Source organism: Streptomyces sp. NPDC046977, assembly GCF_040644455.1.
Taxonomy (GTDB): Bacteria; Actinomycetota; Actinomycetes; order Streptomycetales; family Streptomycetaceae; genus Actinacidiphila.
On sequence record NZ_JBEYWO010000022.1, the window covers coordinates 76,872 to 97,721 of the forward strand.

General features: G+C 71.6%; 21 protein-coding genes. 20 read left to right on the top strand and 1 reads right to left on the bottom strand.

The annotated features are described in order from the left end of the window. Positions 1-162 precede the first annotated feature (162 nt). The 7 genes from ABZ883_RS28955 to ftsH all read left to right on the top strand — a co-directional run bounded on the left by ABZ883_RS28955 (position 163) and on the right by ftsH (position 10,375). Complete coding sequence (locus ABZ883_RS28955; RefSeq protein WP_360911166.1) at positions 163-1,626, top strand: hypothetical protein; 1,464 nt, start codon at positions 163-165, stop codon at positions 1,624-1,626. Positions 1,627-1,944: 318 nt separating this feature from the next. Continuing rightward, the gene (locus tag ABZ883_RS28960) at positions 1,945-3,294 is read left to right on the top strand and encodes an ammonium transporter (RefSeq protein ID WP_360911168.1); all 1,350 of its coding nucleotides are present in this window, start codon (positions 1,945-1,947) and stop codon (positions 3,292-3,294) included. Further along, positions 3,291-3,629, top strand: a complete 339-nt coding sequence (locus ABZ883_RS28965) for a P-II family nitrogen regulator (protein ID WP_360911170.1) — start codon at positions 3,291-3,293, stop codon at positions 3,627-3,629. Before ABZ883_RS28960 ends, ABZ883_RS28965 begins: the two co-directional genes overlap by 4 nt. Positions 3,630-3,690: 61 nt before the next feature. Continuing rightward, positions 3,691-6,168: a [protein-PII] uridylyltransferase gene (locus ABZ883_RS28970; RefSeq protein WP_360911172.1), complete on the top strand. Its 2,478-nt coding sequence runs from the start codon at positions 3,691-3,693 to the stop codon at positions 6,166-6,168. Between the two features lie 84 nt (positions 6,169-6,252). Next, positions 6,253-7,785, top strand: a complete 1,533-nt coding sequence (gene ffh / locus ABZ883_RS28975; RefSeq protein WP_360911174.1) for a signal recognition particle protein — start codon at positions 6,253-6,255, stop codon at positions 7,783-7,785. A 73-nt stretch (positions 7,786-7,858) separates the two neighbouring features. Continuing rightward, positions 7,859-8,374 (top strand): GNAT family protein, encoded by a 516-nt coding sequence (locus tag ABZ883_RS28980; RefSeq protein ID WP_360911176.1) that lies wholly within the window; start codon positions 7,859-7,861, stop codon positions 8,372-8,374. Between the two features lie 48 nt (positions 8,375-8,422). Further along, positions 8,423-10,375 (top strand): ATP-dependent zinc metalloprotease FtsH, encoded by a 1,953-nt coding sequence (ftsH, locus tag ABZ883_RS28985; RefSeq protein WP_360911178.1) that lies wholly within the window; start codon positions 8,423-8,425, stop codon positions 10,373-10,375. Positions 10,376-10,405: 30 nt separating this feature from the next. On the opposite strand, the gene ABZ883_RS28990 is transcribed toward ftsH, so the two are convergent. Next, entirely contained in the window at positions 10,406-11,203 is a 798-nt protein-coding gene (locus ABZ883_RS28990; RefSeq protein WP_360911180.1) for a methyltransferase domain-containing protein, read from the bottom strand. Between the two features lie 253 nt (positions 11,204-11,456). On the opposite strand from ABZ883_RS28990, the gene proS reads away from it, so the two are divergent. The 13 genes from proS to ABZ883_RS29055 all read left to right on the top strand — a co-directional run bounded on the left by proS (position 11,457) and on the right by ABZ883_RS29055 (position 20,812). After that, positions 11,457-12,869, top strand: a complete 1,413-nt coding sequence (gene proS, locus ABZ883_RS28995; RefSeq protein ID WP_360911182.1) for a proline--tRNA ligase — start codon at positions 11,457-11,459, stop codon at positions 12,867-12,869. Positions 12,870-13,059: 190 nt separating this feature from the next. Next, complete coding sequence (locus ABZ883_RS29000) at positions 13,060-13,653, top strand: hypothetical protein (RefSeq protein WP_360911184.1); 594 nt, start codon at positions 13,060-13,062, stop codon at positions 13,651-13,653. 229 nt (positions 13,654-13,882) lie between these two features. Next, positions 13,883-14,314 carry a 30S ribosomal protein S16 gene (rpsP, locus tag ABZ883_RS29005; RefSeq protein WP_360911186.1) on the top strand — a complete coding sequence of 144 codons (432 nt, stop codon included), beginning with the start codon at positions 13,883-13,885 and terminating at the stop codon, positions 14,312-14,314. 2 nt (positions 14,315-14,316) lie between these two features. Beyond that, on the top strand, positions 14,317-14,556 hold the full coding sequence (locus ABZ883_RS29010; RefSeq protein ID WP_319659722.1) for an RNA-binding protein: 240 nt from the start codon (positions 14,317-14,319) through the stop codon (positions 14,554-14,556). A gap of 91 nt (positions 14,557-14,647) precedes the next feature. Next, complete coding sequence (gene rimM, locus ABZ883_RS29015) at positions 14,648-15,247, top strand: ribosome maturation factor RimM (RefSeq protein WP_360911189.1); 600 nt, start codon at positions 14,648-14,650, stop codon at positions 15,245-15,247. Then, entirely contained in the window at positions 15,247-16,056 is an 810-nt protein-coding gene (gene trmD / locus ABZ883_RS29020; RefSeq protein ID WP_360911191.1) for a tRNA (guanosine(37)-N1)-methyltransferase TrmD, read from the top strand. The genes rimM and trmD overlap by 1 nt, the downstream gene beginning before the upstream one ends. A gap of 131 nt (positions 16,057-16,187) precedes the next feature. Further along, a complete protein-coding gene (rplS, locus tag ABZ883_RS29025) occupies positions 16,188-16,538 on the top strand; it encodes a 50S ribosomal protein L19 (RefSeq protein WP_360911193.1) in 351 nt (116 codons plus the stop codon). A gap of 42 nt (positions 16,539-16,580) precedes the next feature. After that, positions 16,581-17,219: a signal peptidase I gene (gene lepB / locus ABZ883_RS29030; RefSeq protein ID WP_360911195.1), complete on the top strand. Its 639-nt coding sequence runs from the start codon at positions 16,581-16,583 to the stop codon at positions 17,217-17,219. Next, on the top strand, positions 17,212-18,348 hold the full coding sequence (lepB, locus tag ABZ883_RS29035; RefSeq protein WP_360911197.1) for a signal peptidase I: 1,137 nt from the start codon (positions 17,212-17,214) through the stop codon (positions 18,346-18,348). The genes lepB (ABZ883_RS29030) and lepB (ABZ883_RS29035) overlap by 8 nt, the downstream gene beginning before the upstream one ends. After that, a complete protein-coding gene (gene lepB, locus ABZ883_RS29040; RefSeq protein ID WP_360911199.1) occupies positions 18,275-19,144 on the top strand; it encodes a signal peptidase I in 870 nt (289 codons plus the stop codon). The genes lepB (ABZ883_RS29035) and lepB (ABZ883_RS29040) overlap by 74 nt, the downstream gene beginning before the upstream one ends. 43 nt (positions 19,145-19,187) lie before the next feature. Beyond that, positions 19,188-19,961 (top strand): signal peptidase I, encoded by a 774-nt coding sequence (gene lepB / locus ABZ883_RS29045; RefSeq protein WP_360911201.1) that lies wholly within the window; start codon positions 19,188-19,190, stop codon positions 19,959-19,961. After that, complete coding sequence (locus tag ABZ883_RS29050; protein ID WP_360911325.1) at positions 19,958-20,446, top strand: NUDIX hydrolase; 489 nt, start codon at positions 19,958-19,960, stop codon at positions 20,444-20,446. Before lepB (ABZ883_RS29045) ends, ABZ883_RS29050 begins: the two co-directional genes overlap by 4 nt. Before the next feature lie 39 nt (positions 20,447-20,485). After that, positions 20,486-20,812, top strand: coding sequence for a DUF2469 domain-containing protein (locus ABZ883_RS29055; protein WP_018562949.1), 327 nt, complete (start codon positions 20,486-20,488; stop codon positions 20,810-20,812). Positions 20,813-20,850 lie beyond the last annotated feature (38 nt).

A 20,850-nucleotide genomic window follows, 5' to 3' on the forward strand; every position in this document is an offset into this window, starting at 1 on the left:
CGCCGGATGGGTGATCGTAGGATTACTTTCGGTTGGGAAGCCCCGGGGAGTATGCGGGCCGGCGGGTATGCCGGAGGCAAGGCTCGTAGCACACTGAGCACTTGGGGGCCGAACCAGGCAACGGGTCCAAGCCTCCGCGGTGTTGGGCGACGGAATGGGGGCATGACGGTGGGCGGCACACAGGACAAGCAGCCCAACGCGCAGTTGACCTCATGGTTTGCGCGCAGCGGCTGGTCCAAGGGCGAACTCGCGCGTCAAGTGAACCGCAGGGCACGGCAGATGGGCGCGCTGCACGTCAGCACGGACACCTCCCGGGTACGCCGCTGGCTCGACGGCGAGCAGCCGCGCGAGCCCATTCCGCGCATCCTCTCCGAGCTGTTCTCCGAGCGCTTCGGCTGCGTCGTCCCGGTGGAGGACCTGGGGCTGCGCCCCGCCCACCAGCCACCCGCCGCCACCGGGGTCGACCTGCCGTGGGCCGGCCCGCAGACCGTCCAGCTGATCAACGAGTTCTCGCGCAGCGACCTCATGCTGGGCCGCCGCGGTTTCCTCGGCACCTCCCTGATGCTCTCCGCCGGCCCGTCCCTCGTGGAACCGATGCAGCGCTGGCTCGTGCCCGTTCCTCCGCAGGGCGGCGCCGACCCGCAGTCACCGCTCCGTGAGTCCGGCGACCGCCGGCCGAGGCTCTCCGGCCCCGAGCTGGAACTGCTGGAGGCCACCACGGTGATGTTCCGCCAGTGGGACAACCAGTGCGGTGGCGGCCTGCGCCGCAAGGCCGTCGTCGGCCAACTGCACGAGGTCACCGACCTGCTGCAGGAGCCGCACCCGCAGGCCGTCGCCCGCCGGCTCTACCGCGTCACCGCGGAACTGGCCGCCCTCGCCGGCTGGATGTCCTACGACGTCGGTCTGCACCCCACCGCCCAGAAGTACCTGGTCCTCGCGCTGCACTCGGCCAAGGAGGCCGACGACCAGCCGCTGGGCGCGTTCATCCTGTCGAGCATGAGCCGCCAGATGATCCACCTGGACCGGCCGGAGGACGCCCTGGAGCTCATCCATCTGGCGCAGTACGGCAGCCGCGGCACCGCGACCGCCACCACCCAGGCGATGCTGCACGCGGTGGAGGCCCGCGCCTACGCCACCATGGGCCAGGTCAACAAGTGCCACCGGGCCGTGCGGATGGCCGAGGACGCCTACTCCGACTCCTGTCCCACCGAGGACCCGGACTGGATCAGCTTCTTCAACGAGGCCGAGCTCAACGCCGAGAACGCCCACTCCTACCGCGACCTGGCCTATGTGGCCGGCCGCAGCCCCGCGTACGCCTCACTCGCACACCCCGTGATGCAGAAGGCCGTCGACCTGTTCGCCGGCGACAGCGTCCATCAGCGTGCCTATGCCCTCAACCTGATCGGCATGGCCACGGTGCACCTGCTGGAGAAGGAACCCGAGCAGGCGGCACGCCTCACCGTGCAGGCCATCGACGTGGCCCGGCACGTGCGCTCCGAACGGGTCAACACCCGCATCCGCAAGACCGCCGACTCCGCACTGCGCCACTACGGCCATGTGGCCGAGGTCGCCCAGCTCACCGAACGGCTCGCCTCCGCCCTCCCCGAGGCCGCGGAAACGGCCTGATCCCGCCACCGCCCCAGCACTCCGGCCGCGGCCGGCCATCCCGACAGCCCGACTCGGCTCCCCCATGCCAGGTCAACCGGGTGGCCGTCCGCGGCCGGTCCCGTATACAGCGTGTCGGCCCCGCCGATGGTCACGGAGCAGTCACGGCGGCTTACGCTGAGGCTGCGGTTCATCGTGACGTAACACAGCCGACTTCTTCGTCACGGCCTCGAAACACCGGGTGGCGCCCACGGAAACCCGCCTGGGACAACCTCATGGCGAAAACCGGCCCACAAGCCCCTTTCCCGCACGGGCCGTCCGGATGACGAGGAGACGCCGATGGCAGCAGGCATTTTGACGCTTGCCGCAGACACGCCCAAGTTGGACAGCGGCAGCACGGCGTTCATGCTGCTGAGCGCCGCACTCGTGCTCGTGATGACCCCCGGCCTCGCCTTCTTCTACGGCGGCATGGTGCGGGTCAAGAGCGTGCTGAACATGCTGATGATGAGCTTCATCGCCATCGGCATCGTCACCGTGCTCTGGACGCTCTACGGCTTCACCCTCGCCTTCGACTCCGGCAACGCCTTCGTCGGCGGCCTCGACTGGGCCGGCATGCGGAACATCGGGATCTCCCAACTGTGGGACGGCTACACCATCCCGGTCTATGTCTTCGCCGTCTTCCAGCTGATGTTCGCGATCATCACCCCCGCCCTGATCAGCGGGGCGCTCGCGGACCGGGTGAAGTTCGTCGCCTGGTCGCTGTTCGTCGCGCTGTGGGTCACGATCGTGTACTTCCCGGTCGCGCACATGGTCTGGGCGTCCGACGGCTTCCTGTTCACGCACGGCGTGATCGACTTCGCCGGTGGTACGGCGGTGCACATCAACGCCGGTGCGGCGGCGCTCGGCGTGATCCTCGTGATCCGCAAGCGCGTGGGCTTCAAGAAGGACCCGTTCCGGCCGCACAACCTGCCGCTGGTCATGCTCGGCGCCGGTCTGCTGTGGTTCGGCTGGTTCGGCTTCAACGCCGGCTCCTGGCTCGCCTCAGACGGCGTCGCGGCCGTGGCCTTCACCAACACGCAGGTCGCCACCGCCGCCGCCATGCTGGGCTGGCTCGCCTACGAGCGGATCAAGCACGGCTCCTTCACCACCCTGGGTGCGGCCTCCGGCGCGGTCTCCGGCCTGGTCGCCATCACCCCGGCCTGCGGCTCGGTCAGCCCGCTCGGCGCCATCGCGGTCGGTGTCATCGCCGGTGTGGCCTGCGCCGCCGCGGTCGGCCTGAAGTACAAGTTCGGCTTCGACGACTCCCTCGACGTCATCGGCGTCCACATGGTCGGCGGCATCATCGGCTCCCTGCTGATCGGCTTCCTGGCCACCGGCGGCGTCGGCCAGACCGCCAAGGGCGTCTTCTACGGCGGCGGCTTCGACCAGCTGTGGAAGCAGTTCCTCGGTGTCGGCGTGGTCCTCGCCTACTCCCTGGTCGCCTCGGCGGTCCTTGCCAAGCTCATCGACCTGGTGATCGGATTCACGGTGAGCGAGGACACCGAGGTCGCGGGCATCGACCAGGCCGAGCACGCGGAGACCGGCTACGACTTCGCGGGTGTGGCCGGCGCCGTCCGCTCCGTTCTCTCCTCCCTGGACAGCAGCAGTGGCACCGAGGCCGGCGCCTCTTCGAAGAAGGTGGATGCGTGAAGCTCATCACGGCAGTTGTGAAGCCGCACCGGTTGGACGAGATCAAGGAGGCCCTCCAGGCCTTCGGCGTGCAGGGCCTGACCGTCACCGAGGCGAGCGGCTACGGCCGGCAGCGGGGCCACACCGAGGTCTACCGGGGTGCCGAGTACACCGTCGACCTCGTCCCGAAGGTCCGCATCGAGGTGCTCGTCGAGGACAGCGACGCCGACCAGCTGATCGACGTCATCGTCAAGGCGGCCCGCACCGGAAAGATCGGTGACGGCAAGGTCTGGAGCCTGCCGGTCGACACGGCGGTGCGGGTCCGCACCGGCGAGCGCGGGCCGGACGCGCTCTGAGACAGCACGGGGCGCGGCCGGGATCCGGCCGCGCCCCGTCCGCACGGCGACGGGAGACAGTGTGACGGAGAGCGTCGAGGCCAAGGCCGGCGACAACACCCCGGAGGGCTACGCCGCCGCCCGGCTGGCGCTGCTGAACGGCGACGGACCCTCGGGGCCGGCGCGGCGCAAGGCACTGGCCGGCATCACCGACCGCTGGCTGGCCGCAGTCGCCCACGGCGCGGCCGCGCGGGCCGGCGTCGGCGCGTGGGCCCTGGTCGCCGTCGGCGGCTACGGCCGGGCCGAGCTCTCCCCCCGCAGCGACCTCGACCTGCTGCTCCTGCACGACGGTTCCGGCAAGGCCGCCACCGTCGCGTCCCTCGCGGACGGCGTCTGGTACCCCGTGTGGGACCTGGGCGTCGCCCTCGACCACTCGGTGCGGACCCCCGCCGAGGCCCGCAGGACCGCGGGCGAGGACCTCAAGGTCCAGCTCGGCCTGCTCGACGCGCGCCACCTCGCGGGCGACGCCGCTCTCACCGCGTCCCTGCGCTCCGCCGTCCTCGCCGACTGGCGCAACCAGGCCCCCAAGCGGCTGCCCGCGCTCCACGAACTCTGCCTGGAGCGCGCCGAGCGCCAGGGCGAGCTGTCCTACCTCCTCGAACCCGATCTCAAGGAGGCCCGCGGCGGCCTGCGGGACGCCACCGCACTGCGCGCAGTGGCCGCCTCCTGGCTGGCCGACGCCCCCCGCGAGGGCCTGGAGGACGCCCGGACCCGGCTGCTCGACGCCCGCGACGCCCTCCACATCGTCACCGGCCGCGCCACCGACCGTCTCGCGCTGCAGGAGCAGGACCAGGTCGCCGACGCGCTCGGCCTGCTCGACGCCGACACCCTGCTGCGCCAGGTGTACGAGTCGGCCCGCACCGTCTCCTACGCCTTCGACGTCACCTGGCGCGAGGTCGGCCGGGTCTTGCGCGCGCGGCAGACCCGGCCCCGGCGCCGCGGCCTGCTCGGCCGAGGCCGGCCCGAGCAGAACGGGGCGACGGCCGAGCGCACCCCGCTGGCCGAGGGCGTCGTGGAGCACGAGGGCGAGGCCGTTCTCGCCCGTACGGTCCGGCCCGAGCGCGATCCGGCGCTGCCGCTGCGCGCCGCGGCCGCCGCCGCGCAGAACGGCCTGCCGCTGTCCCTGCACGCGGTCCGCCGGCTCGCCGTCGCCCAGGCCGCCCGCCCGCTGCCGGTGCCGTGGCCCGCCGAGGCCCGCGAGCAGCTGGTGACGCTGCTGGGGGCGGGGGAGTCCACCGTCCCGGTGTGGGAGGCGCTGGAGGCCGAGGGCATGGTCACCCGGCTGATCCCGGACTGGGAGCGGGTGCGCTGCCGTCCGCAGCGCAACGCCGTGCACATCTGGACCGTCGACCGGCACCTCATCGAGTGCGCCGTGCGGGCCTCCCGGCTGACCCGCCGGGTCGGCCGCCCCGACCTGCTGCTCATCGCGGCCCTGCTGCACGACATCGGCAAGGGCTGGCCCGGTGACCACTCCGAGGCGGGCGAGGTCATCGCACGCGACGCCGCGGCCCGCTTCGGCTTCGGCCGCGCCGACGTCGCGACCCTGGCCCTGCTGGTCCGCCACCACCTGCTGCTGATCGAGACGGCGACCCGCCGCGACCTGGACGACCCGGTCACCGTCGAGGCCGTCGCCGAGGCCGTGCGCGACACCGAGACCCTGGAGCTGCTGCACGCGCTCACCGAGGCGGACGCGCTGGCCACCGGCCCCGCGGCCTGGAGCGCCTGGCGGGCCTCCCTCGTCGCCGACCTGGTCAAACGGGTCGCCGCCGTACTGGCGAGCGGTGAGGTGCCGGAGCCCGCCGCCCCCGAGACCACCGCCGAGGAGGAGCGCCTCGCGGTCGAGGCCGCCCGTACCGGCGGCCCGGTGATCGCCCTGCACGCCCACACCGAGTCCGGCCCGCAGGACGCCTCGTCGAAGGCCGCGGACGACGAGCCGGAGCCGGTCGGCGTCGAGCTGCTGCTGGCCGTGCCGGACCGTCCCGGTCTGCTGGCGGCCGCCGCCGGCGTCCTCGCCCTGCACCGGCTCACCGTCCGCGCCGCCGACCTGCGCGCGGTCGACCCCATCGGCGAGGGCCCGGTCACCCTGCTGCGCTGGCGCGTGGCCGCCGAGTACGGGTCCCTGCCCGAGGCGGCCCGGCTGCGCAACGACTTCGCCCGCGCTTTCGGCGGCTCGCTGGACATCGCGACCCGGCTCGCCGAGCGCGAGTCGGCGTACCCCCGGAGGCGCGGCGTGACCCCGCCCCCGCCGCGGGTCACCATCGTGCCCGGCACCTCCAAGGCGGCGACCGTCATCGAGGTCCGCGCCCATGACGCCCCGGGCCTGCTGCACCGGATCGGCAGCGCCCTGGAGACGGCGGGCGTCAATGTGCGCTCCGCCCGGATCAGCACGCTCGGCGCCAACGCGGTGGACGCGTTCTACGTCACCGACGGCAACGGCGATCCGCTTCCCGACGTACGCGCGGCCGAGCTCGCCGAGCAGGTGGAGCGGGCACTGCGCTGACGCCATGGAGACCTTTCAGGGGCCGGGCGGATACCCTGGAGGGCGATCCACCTCCCGCCCCCGACCTGAGGATCCGCGACCGACGTGTTCGACACCCTTTCCGACCGCCTCGCAGCGACATTCAAGAACCTCCGGGGCAAGGGCCGCCTCTCCGAGGCCGACATCGACGCCACGGCGCGCGAGATCCGCATCGCGCTGCTGGAGGCGGACGTCGCCCTGCCGGTGGTCCGCGCGTTCATCAAGCAGGTCAAGGAGAGGGCCGCCGGCGTCGAGGTCTCGCAGGCGCTGAACCCGGCCCAGCAGGTCATCAAGATCGTCAACGAGGAGCTGGTCGGCATCCTCGGCGGCGAGACCCGCCGTCTGCGGTTCGCCAAGCAGCCGCCGACCGTGATCATGCTCGCGGGTCTGCAGGGTGCCGGTAAGACCACGCTGGCCGGAAAGCTCGGCCGCTGGCTGAAGACGCAGGGCCACGCCCCGCTGCTCGTCGCGGCCGACCTCCAGCGTCCCAACGCCGTCAACCAGCTCCAGGTCGTCGGTGAGCGGGCCGGTGTCGCCGTCTTCGCCCCGCAGCCGGGCAACGGCGTGGGCGACCCGGTGCAGGTCGCCAAGGACTCCGTCGAGCACGCCCGGGCCAAGCAGTACGACGTCGTCGTCGTCGACACCGCCGGCCGCCTCGGCATCGACTCCGAGATGATGCAGCAGGCCGCGGACATCCGCGACGCCGTGCAGCCCGACGAGATCCTCTTCGTCGTCGACGCCATGATCGGCCAGGACGCGGTCAACACCGCCGAGGCCTTCCGCGACGGCGTCGGCTTCGACGGCGTGGTGCTGTCCAAGCTCGACGGCGACGCGCGCGGTGGTGCCGCGCTCTCCATCGCGCACGTCACCGGCCGGCAGATCATGTTCGCCTCCAACGGCGAGAAGCTGGACGACTTCGACGCCTTCCACCCCGACCGGATGGCCTCGCGCATCCTCGGCATGGGTGACGTCCTCAGCCTGATCGAGAAGGCCGAGCAGACCTTCAGCCAGGCCGAGGCCCAGAAGATGGCCGAGAAGCTGGCCAAGGGTCCCAAGGAGTTCACCCTCGACGACTTCCTCCAGCAGATGGAGCAGGTCCGCAAGATGGGCTCGATCTCCAAGCTGCTCGGCATGCTGCCGGGCATGGCCCAGATCAAGGACCAGATCAACAACCTCGACGAGCGCGACGTGGACCGCACCGCCGCGATCATCAAGTCGATGACCCCGGGCGAGCGCCAGGACCCGATGATCATCAACGGTTCCCGCAGGGCCCGTATCGCCCGCGGTTCCGGTGTGGAGGTCAGCGCGGTGAAGGGCCTGGTCGAGCGGTTCTTCGAGGCCCGCAAGATGATGTCCCGGATGGCCCAGGGCGGCATCCCCGGGATGCCCGGCATGCCGGGGATGGGCGGCGGCCGTCAGAAGAAGCAGCAGAAGAAGGCCAAGGGCAAGCGCCAGAGCGGCAACCCGCTGAAGCGCGCGGAGGAGGCCAAGGCCGAGGCCGCCCGGCGCGAGCAGCAGGCGGGCAATGCCTTCGGCGTTCCGCAGGACCAGGGCAACCAGTTCGAACTGCCCGACGAGTTCAAGAAGTTCATGGGCTGAGCCCGTCACCCCGTGCCGTGCCGCGGGCGCCCCCGGGAGGGGGGCTTCCGCGGCGCACGGGCATGATGGACGCATGCGCGTTCACATCCGCCTGCCGGAATTCGCCGACGCTCCCGCGTACCGCGAGGCCGTCCTCCGCTCGGCCGAACACGTGGGCCGGTGGAATCCCGTCGAGCCGGACGGCTTGCCGGAACTGCTGCGCCGCCAGGGGCCGGGCCTGCGGACCTTCCTCATCGTCGACGAGGAGACCGGCCTGATCGCGGGGAAGTGCAACGTGGCCAACATCGTCATGGGCCGGTTCCGCAACGCCTCGCTGGGCTACGACAGCTACGTGCCCTTCGCCGGCACGGGCCGGATGACGGAGGGTCTGCGCCTGGTGGTGGAGCACTGCTTCGCCGCGGAGCCGCGCGGGCTGGGCCTGCACCGGCTGGAGATCAACGTCCAGCCGGAGAACGAGCGGTCGGTCGCCATGGCCAAGCGGCTCGGCTTCCGGCACGAGGGTTTCTCGCCCCGGATGCTCTACCTGAACGACGCCTGGCGGGACCACGAGCGCTTCGCGCTGACCGCCGAGGAGTGGCCCGGGGCCTGACCCGGAACTTGAGGGGCGCACTCGGGCGGCTGTCCGTATGGTGCCCATATGGCCAATTCGGTACCGCCCCGGAAGAACCCGGGCGACCCCTGGCGGGCGGAGGGGGCTCCGCCGTCACCGCCCACCCGGCGACGGCGCAGGCTCGGCGGCTGGGGCGGCATGATCCTGGCCGCGGTCGCCGTCTTCGTCATCACTGACCTGGTCCTGTCGCTGGTCGCCGGCGCCCGCCCGATCACGATCTCGTACTCCGAGTTCGGCCGGCAGCTCGCCGCGAACAACATCTCGAAGATCTACTCCAAGGGCGACGCCATCGAGGGCCAGCTCAGGGAGTCCGCCCCCGCGCCCAAGAGCTCGGGGGAGAAGACCTACACCCAGTTCAAGACGCAGCGCCCGGTCTTCGCCAAGGACGACCTGTGGGGCGCGCTGACGAAGAACAAGGTCACCGTCACCGCGCAGCCCGTCGTCCAGCAGCGCGGCATCCTGTACAACATCGCGCTGTCCCTGGCACCGGTGCTGCTGCTGGTCCTGCTGTGGCTCTTCATCGCGCGCCGCATGAGCCGGCTGACCGGCGGGGGAGGCGGCCTCGGCGGGCTCGGCGGCTTCGGACGCAAGACGCCCGTGCCGATCCGCCCCGACCAGGGCCGGCGCACCACCTTCGAGGACGTCGCCGGCATCGACGAGGTCGAGGCCGAACTCAACGAGGTCGTGGACTTCCTCAAGCGGCCCGACGCCTACCGGGCCCTCGGGGCGCGCATGCCGCGCGGCGTGCTGCTCGCGGGGCCGCCCGGTACCGGAAAGACGCTCCTGGCGCGGGCCGTCGCGGGCGAGGCAGACGTGCCGTTCTTCTCCGCCTCGGCGTCGGAGTTCATCGAGATGATCGTCGGCGTCGGCGCCGGGCGGGTGCGCGAGCTGTTCGCCGAGGCGCGCAAGGTCGCCCCCGCGATCATCTTCATCGACGAGATCGACACCATCGGCCGCGCCCGCGGCGCCGCCGGCGGACTCGGCGGCCACGACGAGCGCGAGCAGACCCTGAACCAGATCCTCACCGAGATGGACGGCTTCTCCGGCTCCGAGGGCGTCGTCGTCATCGCCGCAACCAACCGCCCGGACGTCCTGGACCCCGCCCTCACCCGGCCCGGCCGCTTCGACCGCACGGTGCACGTCAGCCCGCCCGACCGCGCCGGCCGCGAGGCGATCCTCCGCATCCATCTGCGCGACGTCCCGCTCCAGGATGACATCGACCTCACGCGGATCGCCCGCGCGACCCCCGGCATGACGGGCGCGGAACTCGCCAACCTCGCCAACGAGGCCGCCCTGCTCGCCGTCAAGCGCGGCAAGAAGGCCGTCGGGCAGCGCGAGTTGTCCGACGCGCTGGAGAAGGTGCAGCTCGGCGCCGAGCGGCCGCTGGTGCTCTCCCCCGAGGAGCGGCGCCGCACCGCGTACCACGAGTCGGGCCACGCCCTGCTCGGCATGCTGCAGCCGGGCGCCGACCCGGTACGCAAGATCACCATCGTGCCGCGCGGCCGCGCCCTGGGCGTCACCCTGTCCACGCCCGACGCCGACCGCTACGCCTACAGCGAGGAGTACCTGCGCGGCCGCATCATCGGCGCGCTCGGCGGCATGGCCGCCGAGCACGTCGTGTTCGGGGTGATCACCACCGGCGCGGAGAACGACCTGGAGCAGGTCACCAACCTCGTGCGCGGCATGGTCGGCCGGTGGGGGATGAGCGACCGGGTCGGGCCGCTGTCGGCGATCCCGTCCGACGCCCAGCAGCCGTACGGGCTGTCGGCCGCGCCCTCCACCCTGGACGTGGTCGACGCGGAGATGCGCCGCATCGTCGACGAGTGCTACGGCACCGCCTGCCGCCTCCTCGACCAGCACCGCGGGCAACTGGACTCGCTGGCGGAGCGGCTGCTGGAGGCGGAGACGCTGGAGGAGGGCGAGGCGTACGCGGCCGCCGGCATCCCCCGGCTGGAGAAGCCGGCCGGGAACCTCGACTAGATGATCGATTCCAGCCGGGCCCGGAGCGGGTCAGACCCGTGCCACCAGGTAGCGGAAGACGTTCTCCATCCGCACGGTGCCGTCCGCGCGCCGGTACGGGTGCAGTGCCTCCCGCAGTTCCTTGCGGACCTGGTCCCCGTCCGTGGCGGCCGCCGCCGCGTCGAAGAGCCCGGTGGAGACCAGGCCGCGCACCGCGCTGTCCATGTCGGGGTAGCCGAACGGGCAGGAGACCCGTCCCGACCCGTCCGGGCGCAGGCCCGCGGCGCGGGCCATGTCCTCCAGGTCGTCGCGGCCGCTGAGGCGGGTCTCCACGGCGGCGCCGCGCGGTTCGGCCAGGCGCGCGGCGACCCGCAGCACCCGCCCGGTCGCGCACCGCTCGGGCGGCCCCCAGCCGGCCAGGACGACGGGGCTGCTGCGCTCGGCGAGAACGGCCGCCGCGCGCAGCGCCGGCACCAGGTCCGACGGCGGCGCCGCCGGGTCGAACGCGGTGATCACCGTGAACGGCTGCGCGCCGGGCGCGGCCGTCGCCCCCGGTCCGCCGGGCACCAGCCGTACGCGGCCGGGGGAGGGTGCGGGGACGCCCCATTGCGGGGCCGGCAGCAGTCGCTGCCGCGCGAGTGCCAGCCGGTGGTCGTCGGGGTCGCACCCGGTGACGGTGGCGCCCCGGGCGGCGGCCATGAGCAGCGCGAGCCCCGCACCGCATCCGACGCCCAGCAGGCGTGTTCCGGTGCCGACGTTCAGGCGCTCGTGCACGGCCTCGTAGAGCGGTACGAGCATCCGCTCCTGGATCTCGGCCCAGTCCCGCGCCCTTCCGTCGGTCCGGTGCATCGGTGGGTGTGCGAGCGTAGGTGTCATAGATCGCCCCTTCAGCCGCGTCGCGGTCTCGCTGAAAGCTTTCCTCGTCCGCTCCCCCGTTACGCCGCGCATGTTCCCGGTTACGCGGTGCACCCCCCTAGGTCAGCCAACTCCCCTTCCGGGCCGTAGTCCAGAGGTTTGAAGGCGGGGATTGAGCCGAACCCGCGACGGGGCGCGCGCCCCGTCGATTCACGTCCGGCGGCGGCGGACCCGTACCATCTGCGGCATGGCAAAGGCTCCCGTACTCACGCCCCAGGCGGACGACTTCCCGCGCTGGTACCAGGACCTGATCAACAAGGCCGAACTGGCCGACAACGGCCCGGTGCGCGGCACCATGGTCATCCGGCCGTACGGGTACGCGCTGTGGGAGCGGATGCAGCAGGAGATGGACGCGCGGATCAAGGAGGCGGGCGCCCAGAACGCGTACTTCCCGCTCTTCATCCCGCAGTCCTACCTGACCCGGGAGGCCGAGCACGTCGAGGGCTTCGCCCCGGAGCTGGCCGTGGTGACCCACGGCGGCGGCAAGGAGCTGGAGGAGCCGGTCGTCGTCCGGCCCACCTCCGAGACCATCGTCAACGAGTACTTCTCCAAGTGGGTGCAGAGCTACCGCGACCTGCCCCTGCTGATCAACCAGTGGGCGAACGTCGTCCGTTGGGAGATGCGCTCGCGGCTCTTCCTGCGCACGAGCGAGTTCCTCTGGCAGGAGGGCCACACCGCGCACGCCACCTTCGAGGACGCGCGCGACTACGCCTCGATGATCCACCGCGAGGTCTACGGCGACTTCATGACCGGCGTCCTCGGCATCGACGTCCTGCTCGGCCGCAAGACCGCCCGCGAGCGCTTCGCCGGCGCCATCAACACCCTCACCCTCGAAGGCATGATGGGCGACGGCAAGGCGCTGCAGCTGGGCACCAGCCACGAGCTGGGCACCAACTTCGCCAAGGCCTTCAACACCTCCTACCTGTCCAGGGAAGGGCAGCAGGAGCTGGTCTGGCAGACCTCGTGGGGCACCTCGACCCGCATGGTCGGCGGCCTGATCATGAGCCACGGCGACGACAACGGACTGCGCGTGCCGCCGCGGCTGGCACCCGTGCAGGCCGTCGTGCTCGCGATCAAGGGGGACGACGCGGTCGTCGCCAAGGTCCGCGAGATCGGCGACCGGCTCAAGGCCGCGGGCGTCCGCGTGCAGGTGGACGTGCGCACCGACACCCCCTTCGGCCGCCGTGCCGTGGACTGGGAGCTCAAGGGCGTGCCCGTCCGTGTCGAGGTCGGTCCGCGCGACCTGGAGAACGGCACCGCGATGCTGGCCCGCCGCATCCCCGGCGGCAAGGAGCCGGTGGCCATCGACGAGCTCACCGCCCTGATCCCCAAGGCGCTGGAGGAGGACCAGGCCACGCTGCTGCGCCTGTCCCGAGAGCGCCGCGAGTCGCGCACCGTGGACGTCGCGACCATCGGCGAGGCCGCCGAGGCCGCGGCCACCGGCTGGGCCCGCATTCCGTGGGCCGACCTGGGCCCGGAGGGCGAGGCCAAGCTCGCCGAGCAGGGTGTGTCCGTGCGCTGCCTGCTCACCGAGGACGGGGCGGTGCCGGATTCGGACGACGCGCCGGGTACCGTGGCGGTCGTCGCGCGGGCATACTGACCGTCAGATGACTGAAAAGCGACGTACGTAATCGGCAGTACGTCCTTCCTTGAGGCGGGTGCGTGACTTCTCCACTGTTCTCCGCACCCGCCCTCGGCCGTACTCATCATCCTGAACTGACTAGTACGTGCAAAATATTTGGGATGGCCCGGTATCGGAACACCGGGCGCCCCCGGCTCGTTGTCACGACGTGAGCACGACACCACCAGTCCTCGCCGCCGAGCTGGCAGTCGCATGGGCCGACATTCAACGGCACCACCCCGAGCTGCCCGATCTGGCCGCCCCCGAGTCCCTGATCGGAGAGTCCTCGTCCGCGTGCGGCACGGAGCTCTCCTTCGAGCGCCTGCTGCACGAGGCCGTCCACGGAGTCGCCGCCGCTCGCGGCGTCCGGGACACCTCGCGGGCGGGCCGCTACCACAACCGTCGGTTCCTGGCCATCGCCGATGAACTCGGCCTGGACCACGCCGAGGAGCCGCACCCCAGCAGCGGCTTCTCCCTGGTCCAGATGCGCCCCGACACCAAGAAGCGCTACCGGGCCACGATCGACCGGCTGCAGCGCGCCCTCAGAGCGCACACCGCGGCGACCGCCGCCGACACCGCCCGCAGCTTCCGCGGGCCCGCCGCCCGGCACGGGTCCTCGGGTGGCGGCGTACGGGTGAAGGCGGTCTGCGACTGCGGGCGCAACGTCCGCGTCGTGCCGTCCGTGCTCGCGCAGGCGCCGATCGTCTGCGGGGCGTGCGGGACACCGTTCCGGATCCCGGAGGCCGCGGCGGCCGTCGCCTGAGGCGGCCGCCCGCGGCGGCGGGCTCGGCGGGCACAGCAAGCACTGCCGGGGCCGCTCCCGGCGTGCGGCGGCATGCCCGCCGTATGGCACAATGGTCAGCTGAGCACTCGGCAGCCGTGCAGGACCCCTCTCTCCTTCGGCTGACGCGTCCGTCGGGCATCCGCCTCCACAACCCCACGTGGCGGTCCGGTGTGCCCAACCCACGTCAACACCAGGAGAACCCACTCCCGTGGCAGTCAAGATCAAGCTGAAGCGTCTGGGCAAGATCCGTTCGCCTCACTACCGCATCGTCGTCGCCGACTCCCGGACCCGCCGTGACGGCCGGGCCATCGAGGAGATCGGCCTGTACCACCCGGTCCAGAACCCGTCCCGCATCGAGGTCGACGCGGAGCGCGCGGCGTACTGGCTGGGTGTCGGCGCGCAGCCGACCGAGGCCGTGCTCGCGATCCTGAAGAAGACCGGCGACTGGCAGAAGTACAAGGGCGAGCCGGCTCCGGCCCCGCTCCTCGTCGCCGAGCCCAAGGCCGACCACCGGGCCCTCTTCGAGGCTGCCGCCAAGGACGCCGGGGACGGGCCCAAGGGTGAGGCCATCACCCAGAAGGCCAAGAAGTCGGACAAGAAGGACGAGGCCGCCGAGGCGGCCGAGTCGACCGAGGCCTGATCGTGCTCGAGGAGGCCCTCGAACACCTGGTCAAGGGCATCGTCGACAATCCCGATGACGTGCAGGTCGCCGAGCGCACTCTGCGTCGCGGGAAGGTCCTGGAGGTCCGGGTGCACCCCGACGACCTCGGCAAGGTGATCGGCCGCAACGGCCGTACCGCCCGTGCCCTGCGCACCGTAGTGGGCGCGATCGGCGGACGCGGTGTCCGCGTCGACCTCGTCGACGTCGACCAGGTTCGCTGAGACACGAAGCACCGGCACGGGCCGGGGGAGGCGTCACCGCCGCCCCCGGCCCGAGCCGTATCCGACAGGCAACGCACAGGAGCGCGAACAAGTGCAGCTGGTAGTGGGACGCATCGGCCGCGCCCATGGCATCAAGGGCGAGGTCTCGGTGGAGGTGCGCACCGACGAGCCGGAGTCGCGGCTCGCCCCGGGCGCCGTACTGACCACGGACCCGGCCTCGGCCGGACCGCTCACGATCGAGACCGGGCGCGTGCACAGCGGCCGGCTGATGCTGCGCTTCGCGGGCGTCAAGGACCGCACCGGCGCCGAGGCGCTGCGCAACGTCCTGCTGATCGCCGAGGTCGACCCGGAGGAGCGTCCGGAGGACCCCGAGGAGTTCTACGACCACCAGCTGATCGACCTCGACGTGGTCACCGTCGACGGGACCGAGGTCGGCCGCATCACCGAGATCTCCCACCTGCCCTTCCACGACCTGCTCGTCGTCGAACGGCCGGACGGCAGCGAGGTCATGGTGCCCTTCGTCGGCGAGATCGTGCCCGAGATCGATCTGGAGGCGCAGCGGGCGGTCATCGACCCGCCGCCGGGCCTGCTCGACGAGACCGAGGCCGAGACGGCCGCCAGCGCCGACAGCGCCGCGAGCGCCGGCAACGGGGACAAGGCCGACGGCGAGGGCGGGGCGGAGCCGGCGTAATGCGCATCGACGTCGTCACGATCTTCCCGGAGTACCTGGAGCCGCTGAACGTCTCCCTGGTCGGCAAGGCCAGGACGCGCGGTCGGCTGGACGTCCGCATCCACGACCTGCGCGCGTACACCCACGACCGGCACAACACGGTCGACGACACCCCCTACGGCGGCGGCCCGGGGATGGTCATGAAGCCCGAGCCGTGGGGCGAGGCGCTGGACGCGGTCCTGGCCTCGGGCGAGGGCGCGCCGGTGCTCGTCGTGCCGACCCCCAGCGGGCGCCCCTTCACCCAGGAACTCGCGGTCGAGCTCTCCGAGCGGCCCTGGCTGGTGTTCACCCCGGCCCGCTACGAGGGCATCGACCGCCGCGTCATCGACGAGTACGGCGACCGGCTCGACGTGCGCGAGGTCTCCATCGGCGACTACGTGCTGGCCGGTGGCGAGGCCCCGGTGCTGGTCATGGTCGAGGCGATCGCCCGGCTGCTGCCGGGCGTGCTCGGCAACGCCGAGTCCCACCGCGACGACTCCTTCGCCCCCGGCGCGATGGCCGACCTGCTGGAAGGCCCCGTCTACACCAAGCCGCCGGTCTGGCGGGACCGCGGCGTGCCGGACCTGCTGCTCAGCGGCCACCACGGCAAGGTCGCCCGCTGGCGCCGCGACGAGGCCTTCCGTCGCACCTCCGCGCACCGCCCCGACCTGATCGAGCGCTGCGACCCGGCGGCGCTGGACAAGCACGACCGGGCGATCCTCGCCGCCCTGGGCTGGGCACCCCGCGAGGACGGCCGATTTTGGCGAGCCCCGGAAGCCGTGGAAGAATAGGCGGCTGCCGCTCTGCGTCCGCCGCGCGCCCCTGCCACAGGGGGACACGACGCCCGTCCGATGCGGCGGCACTCACCACCATCACTATGTCCGCCGATGACCTGTGGCATGGGCGAAGAAAGCAGACACACATGTCCCACGTGCTCGACACCGTCGACGCCGCGTCGCTGCGCAGCGACGTCCCGGCCTTCCGCCCCGGTGACACCGTCAACGTCCACGTCCGCGTGATCGAGGGCAACCGCTCCCGTATCCAGCAGTTCAAGGGCGTTGTCATCCGCCGTCAGGGTTCCGGCGTCCGTGAGACCTTCACGGTCCGCAAGGTCTCCTTCAGCGTCGGCGTCGAGCGTACGTTCCCGGTGCACAGCCCGATCTTCGAGAAGATCGAGCTCGTGACCCGCGGCGACGTGCGTCGCGCGAAGCTGTACTACCTCCGTGAGCTGCGCGGCAAGGCCGCGAAGATCAAGGAGAAGCGCGACAACTGAGTCCGCCCGGGCATATGCGGGGCCGTATAGGCTCTGCGCTCGATGGACACCGAGGTACCTCTTGCCGAGCGCGACCGCGCCGATCCGGCCCCAGGGCGGGATGAGCGGTCGCGCTTCGGCGTACGTACACAGCGGTATGCGCTTCTCGTCGTGGCCTGCGCCGCTGTGATCGCCGCGGTCAACACCTTCGTGGCGCAGCCCTACGAGATTCCCAGCGGGTCGATGGAGAACACCCTGCGATCCGGGGACCGGGTGCTGGTCGACAAACTGGCGTACCGTTTCGGCGGCGCCCCGGCCCGGGGTGACGTCGTGGTGTTCGACGGCGAGGGATCGTTCGTGCAGGAGTCCGGCCGGACCGGCTACGTCAAGCGGGTGATCGGCATCGGCGGGGACCGCGTGACCTGCTGCGACCGACGGGGCAGGATCACCGTCAACGGCCGTCCGCTGGACGAGACCTATCTTTATCCCGGCGACACACCGTCACGGGTAGCGTTCGACATCGAGGTTCCTGAGGGGAGGCTGTGGGTGATGGGCGACCACCGTGCCGACAGCCGGGATTCCCGGGACCATCTCGGTGACCCCGGCGGGGGCACGGTCCCGGTGGACAAGGTGATCGGCAGGGCCGAGTTCACCATCTGGCCGCTGAGCCGGCGCAGGTCGCTGGACGGCGCCCATGGGTAGCCGGGGACGGCCGGGAGAGGGCAGGCCCGTCCGTGCGGCGTACCTGGGCGACGACGAGGAGAGCGCCGCGGGGCCGCGCAGGGGCGGCGGCCGCGCCGAGCGCCGCAGGCTGGCCCGGAAGGTCAAGCGCAAACGCCGGCGTTCCGCGGCCCGCGAGATACCGCTGCTCATCGGTGTCGCGCTGCTGATCGCGCTGGTGCTCAAGACCTTCCTGCTCCAGGCGTTCGTCATCCCGTCCGGCTCCATGGAGCAGACGATCCGCATCGGCGACCGCGTGGTCGTCGACAAGCTCACCCCCTGGTTCGGCACCAAGCCGCAGCGCGGGGACGTGGTCGTCTTCAAGGACCCCGGCAACTGGCTGGAGGGCGAGCAGGCCCAGAGCGGCCAGGACCCCGTGGGGGTCAAGCAGATCAAGGAGTTCTTCACCTTCATCGGCCTGCTGCCGTCAGCGGACGAGCAGGACCTGATCAAGCGGGTCGTCGCGGTCGGCGGCGACACGGTGAAGTGCTGCGACAAGGACGGCCGGGTCACGGTCAACGGCACGCCGCTCGACGAGCCGTACATCTATCCGGGCAATCCGCCCTCGGACATTAAATTCACGGTCAAGGTTCCGCCGGGCCGGCTGTTCGTCATGGGCGACCACCGCTCCAATTCCGCGGACTCCCGGTTCCATCTGAAGGACGCCGGCAACGGCACCGTGCCGGAAAGCCTGGTCGTCGGCCGTGCCTTCGCGGTGGCCTGGCCCTTGGGCCACTGGGCCGGACTGAAGGAACCGACGACTTTCTCCACCGTCGCCGCACCGGCTCCCTCTGGCGCGTCTACCGCCACCGCGAGCAATAGGGTGGCAACATCCAACAATCGGCAAGGAATGATTGCGCTCCCGCCTCCTGCGGAACTCCCGCTCGTTATGGGAGTCGTGGGCCTGCGCCGGATCAGGCGCGGGCGGCAGCGTGGAGTGAGGAGTGGATGTGGGGGACCTGGTGGTCGGCGCAAGGTCCGGACGCGAAGAGCCGGAAGATCAGGGTTCCTCGGAGGGCACGACCGGCGAGGACGGGGTGAGGCCCGGCGAGGGCGCGCGCCCGGAATCCGGCTCGGGCGGCTCGGGCGGCTCCTCCGACGAGGCGGATGACACGACGGACGGCGAAGGCGACTCGCCGCAGAAGCAGCGCTCGTTCTGGAAGGAACTGCCGCTGCTCATCGTGATCGCCCTGGTGCTCGCGCTGCTGATCAAGACGTTTCTGGTGCAGGCGTTCTCCATCCCGTCCGCGTCGATGGAGAACACGCTGCAGGAGGGCGACCGCGTCCTCGTCGACAAGCTGACGCCCTGGTTCGGCTCGGAGCCGGAGCGCGGTGAGGTCGTCGTCTTCCACGACCCGGGCGGCTGGCTCGGCGAGACCGCGCCGGTCGACACCAACCCGGTCACCTCGGCGATCCAGAAGGTCCTCAGCTTTGTCGGCCTGATGCCCTCGGCCGAGGAGAAGGACCTGATCAAGCGGGTCATCGCGGTCGGCGGCGACACTGTGGAGTGCCAGGGCACCGGCCCGGTCAAGGTGAACGGCAAGGCGCTGAACGAGCCGTACATCTACCCGGGGAACACGCCCTGCGGGGACCGTCCCTTCGGCCCGATCAGGGTCCCCAAGGACCGGATCTGGGTGATGGGCGACCACCGCCAGGACTCCCTGGACTCCCGGTACCACCAGGACCTCCCGGGCAACGGCACGGTCTCCAACGACGAGGTCGTCGGCCGGGCGATCGTCGTGGCCTGGCCGATCGGCCGCTGGTCGACCCTGCCGGTCCCCAGTACCTTCGACCAGCCGGGTATCAGCGCGGCCGCCGCCGCGGGACTGCCCGCCGCGGCCGGTGTCGCGGGCGCGGTGCCGCTGGTGCTGCTCCGGCGGCGCCGGCTGATCAACGAGGCGAAGTGACAGGGCTGCCCGGAATCCGTACCGCCGGGTAGGGTGCGGTCGCATGAGCACAGGCACACGCACGGGCACGCGTACGACGACGGGCGGCACGCGCGGGACGGGCGGTGAGGGCGGCGGACGGGCCGGAGCGATACTCTCCGGGCTGGCCGTCGCCCTCGGCTCCGTTCTCTTCCTCGGCGGTTTCGTCTGGGGCGCGATCCTCTACCAGCCCTACACCGTCCCGACCGGGTCGATGACCCCGACCGTGGACGCGGGGGACCGGATCCTCGCCCAGCGCATCGACGGCTCAGACGTCAGCCGCGGCGACATCGTGGTCTTCAACGACTCGCTCTGGGGCGACGTCCCCATGGTCAAGCGGGTCGTGGCGGTCGGCGGCGACAAGGTGGCCTGCTGCGACAAGCAGGGGCGGCTGACGGTCAACGGCAAGCCGGTCGACGAGCCGTACCTGCTCGACCCCAAGGCTCCGGCATCGCCGACCGGCTTCACGGCCACCGTGCCCCAGGGCAATCTCTTCATGATGGGCGACAACCGCGCCACGTCCGAGGACTCGCGGGTCCGGCTCACCGACTCCGACGGCGGCTCCGTGCCGCGCAGCGCGGTGAGCGCGCGCGCCGACGCCATCGCCTGGCCCGCGGGCCGGGCCGGCATGCTGGAGCGCCCTACGGCCTTCGCGGGGCTGTCCGGGGACGGGCCGTCCGCTCCCGGGCCGCTGAGGGCGGTCGTGGCGGCGGTGGTGGGCGGTGCCGTGCTCATCTTCTGCGGAGCCGCGTACGGGCCGGTGGCCCGTCTCGCGGGCCGCCGGCGGACGGCGCGCTGACCGTGGCACGGCGGCGCGCGGCGCGGGTCATCCTGCTCGATCCCACCGACCGGATCCTGCTGCTGCACGGCTACGAGCCGGACGACCCGTCGGTGACCTGGTGGTTCACCCCCGGTGGCGGGGTCGAGGAGGGCGAGAGCCTGGAGGACGCGGCGCTGCGCGAGCTCGCCGAGGAGACCGGCATCACGGGCGTGAAGCTCGGGCCGGTGCTCTGGGAGCGGTCGTGCGCGTTCGACTTCGACGGGCGGCGCTGGGAGCAGGACGAGTGGTATTTCCTGGCCCGTACCGACGACATCCGATTCCATACCGCTGGATTGACGGAATTGGAGCAGCGCAGCGTCACAGGCCTGCGATGGTGGACCTGTGAAGAACTTCTCGGCACGCGTGAGACGGTGTATCCGACCAGACTCGCCGGACTGCTGGGCAGGCTGCTGGGCGAAGGACCCCCACTGTCCCCGATCCACCTGGGGACGGAGCGTGACTGACGCACAATGGGGGGACGTACGGCTGAAGGGGAACATGCCATGAGTGCCGAGGACCTCGAGAAGTACGAGACCGAGATGGAGCTCAAGCTCTACCGGGAGTACCGGGATGTCGTCGGCCTGTTCAAGTACGTGATCGAGACCGAGCGTCGCTTCTACCTCACCAACGACTACGAGATGCAGGTGCACTCGGTCCAGGGTGAGGTCTTCTTCGAGGTGTCGATGGCCGATGCGTGGGTGTGGGACATGTACCGCCCGGCGCGGTTCGTGAAGCAGGTACGGGTGCTCACGTTCAAGGACGTGAACATCGAGGAGCTCAACAAGGCCGATCTGGACCTCCCGTCGGACGACTCCGGCTTCAACGGCTGAGTCGTCCGGCCCGGCCGGCGCAGCGCCGCGACCCGCCC

What these genes read in the sequence shown, in the direction of transcription:
- ABZ883_RS28955 (WP_360911166.1), top strand. Translation starts at nt 163, where the DNA reads ATGACGGTGGGCGGCACACAGGACAAGCAGCCCAACGCGCAGTTGACC.
- ABZ883_RS28960 (WP_360911168.1), top strand. Translation starts at nt 1,945, where the DNA reads ATGGCAGCAGGCATTTTGACGCTTGCCGCAGACACGCCCAAGTTGGAC.
- ABZ883_RS28980 (WP_360911176.1), top strand. Translation starts at nt 7,859, where the DNA reads ATGCGCGTTCACATCCGCCTGCCGGAATTCGCCGACGCTCCCGCGTAC.
- ftsH (WP_360911178.1), top strand. Translation starts at nt 8,423, where the DNA reads ATGGCCAATTCGGTACCGCCCCGGAAGAACCCGGGCGACCCCTGGCGG.
- ABZ883_RS28990 (WP_360911180.1), bottom strand. Translation starts at nt 11,203, where the DNA reads ATGCACCGGACCGACGGAAGGGCGCGGGACTGGGCCGAGATCCAGGAG.
- proS (WP_360911182.1), top strand. Translation starts at nt 11,457, where the DNA reads ATGGCAAAGGCTCCCGTACTCACGCCCCAGGCGGACGACTTCCCGCGC.
- trmD (WP_360911191.1), top strand. Translation starts at nt 15,247, where the DNA reads ATGCGCATCGACGTCGTCACGATCTTCCCGGAGTACCTGGAGCCGCTG.
- rplS (WP_360911193.1), top strand. Translation starts at nt 16,188, where the DNA reads ATGTCCCACGTGCTCGACACCGTCGACGCCGCGTCGCTGCGCAGCGAC.
- lepB (WP_360911195.1), top strand. Translation starts at nt 16,581, where the DNA reads ATGGACACCGAGGTACCTCTTGCCGAGCGCGACCGCGCCGATCCGGCC.
- lepB (WP_360911197.1), top strand. Translation starts at nt 17,212, where the DNA reads ATGGGTAGCCGGGGACGGCCGGGAGAGGGCAGGCCCGTCCGTGCGGCG.
- lepB (WP_360911201.1), top strand. Translation starts at nt 19,188, where the DNA reads ATGAGCACAGGCACACGCACGGGCACGCGTACGACGACGGGCGGCACG.
- ABZ883_RS29055 (WP_018562949.1), top strand. Translation starts at nt 20,486, where the DNA reads ATGAGTGCCGAGGACCTCGAGAAGTACGAGACCGAGATGGAGCTCAAG.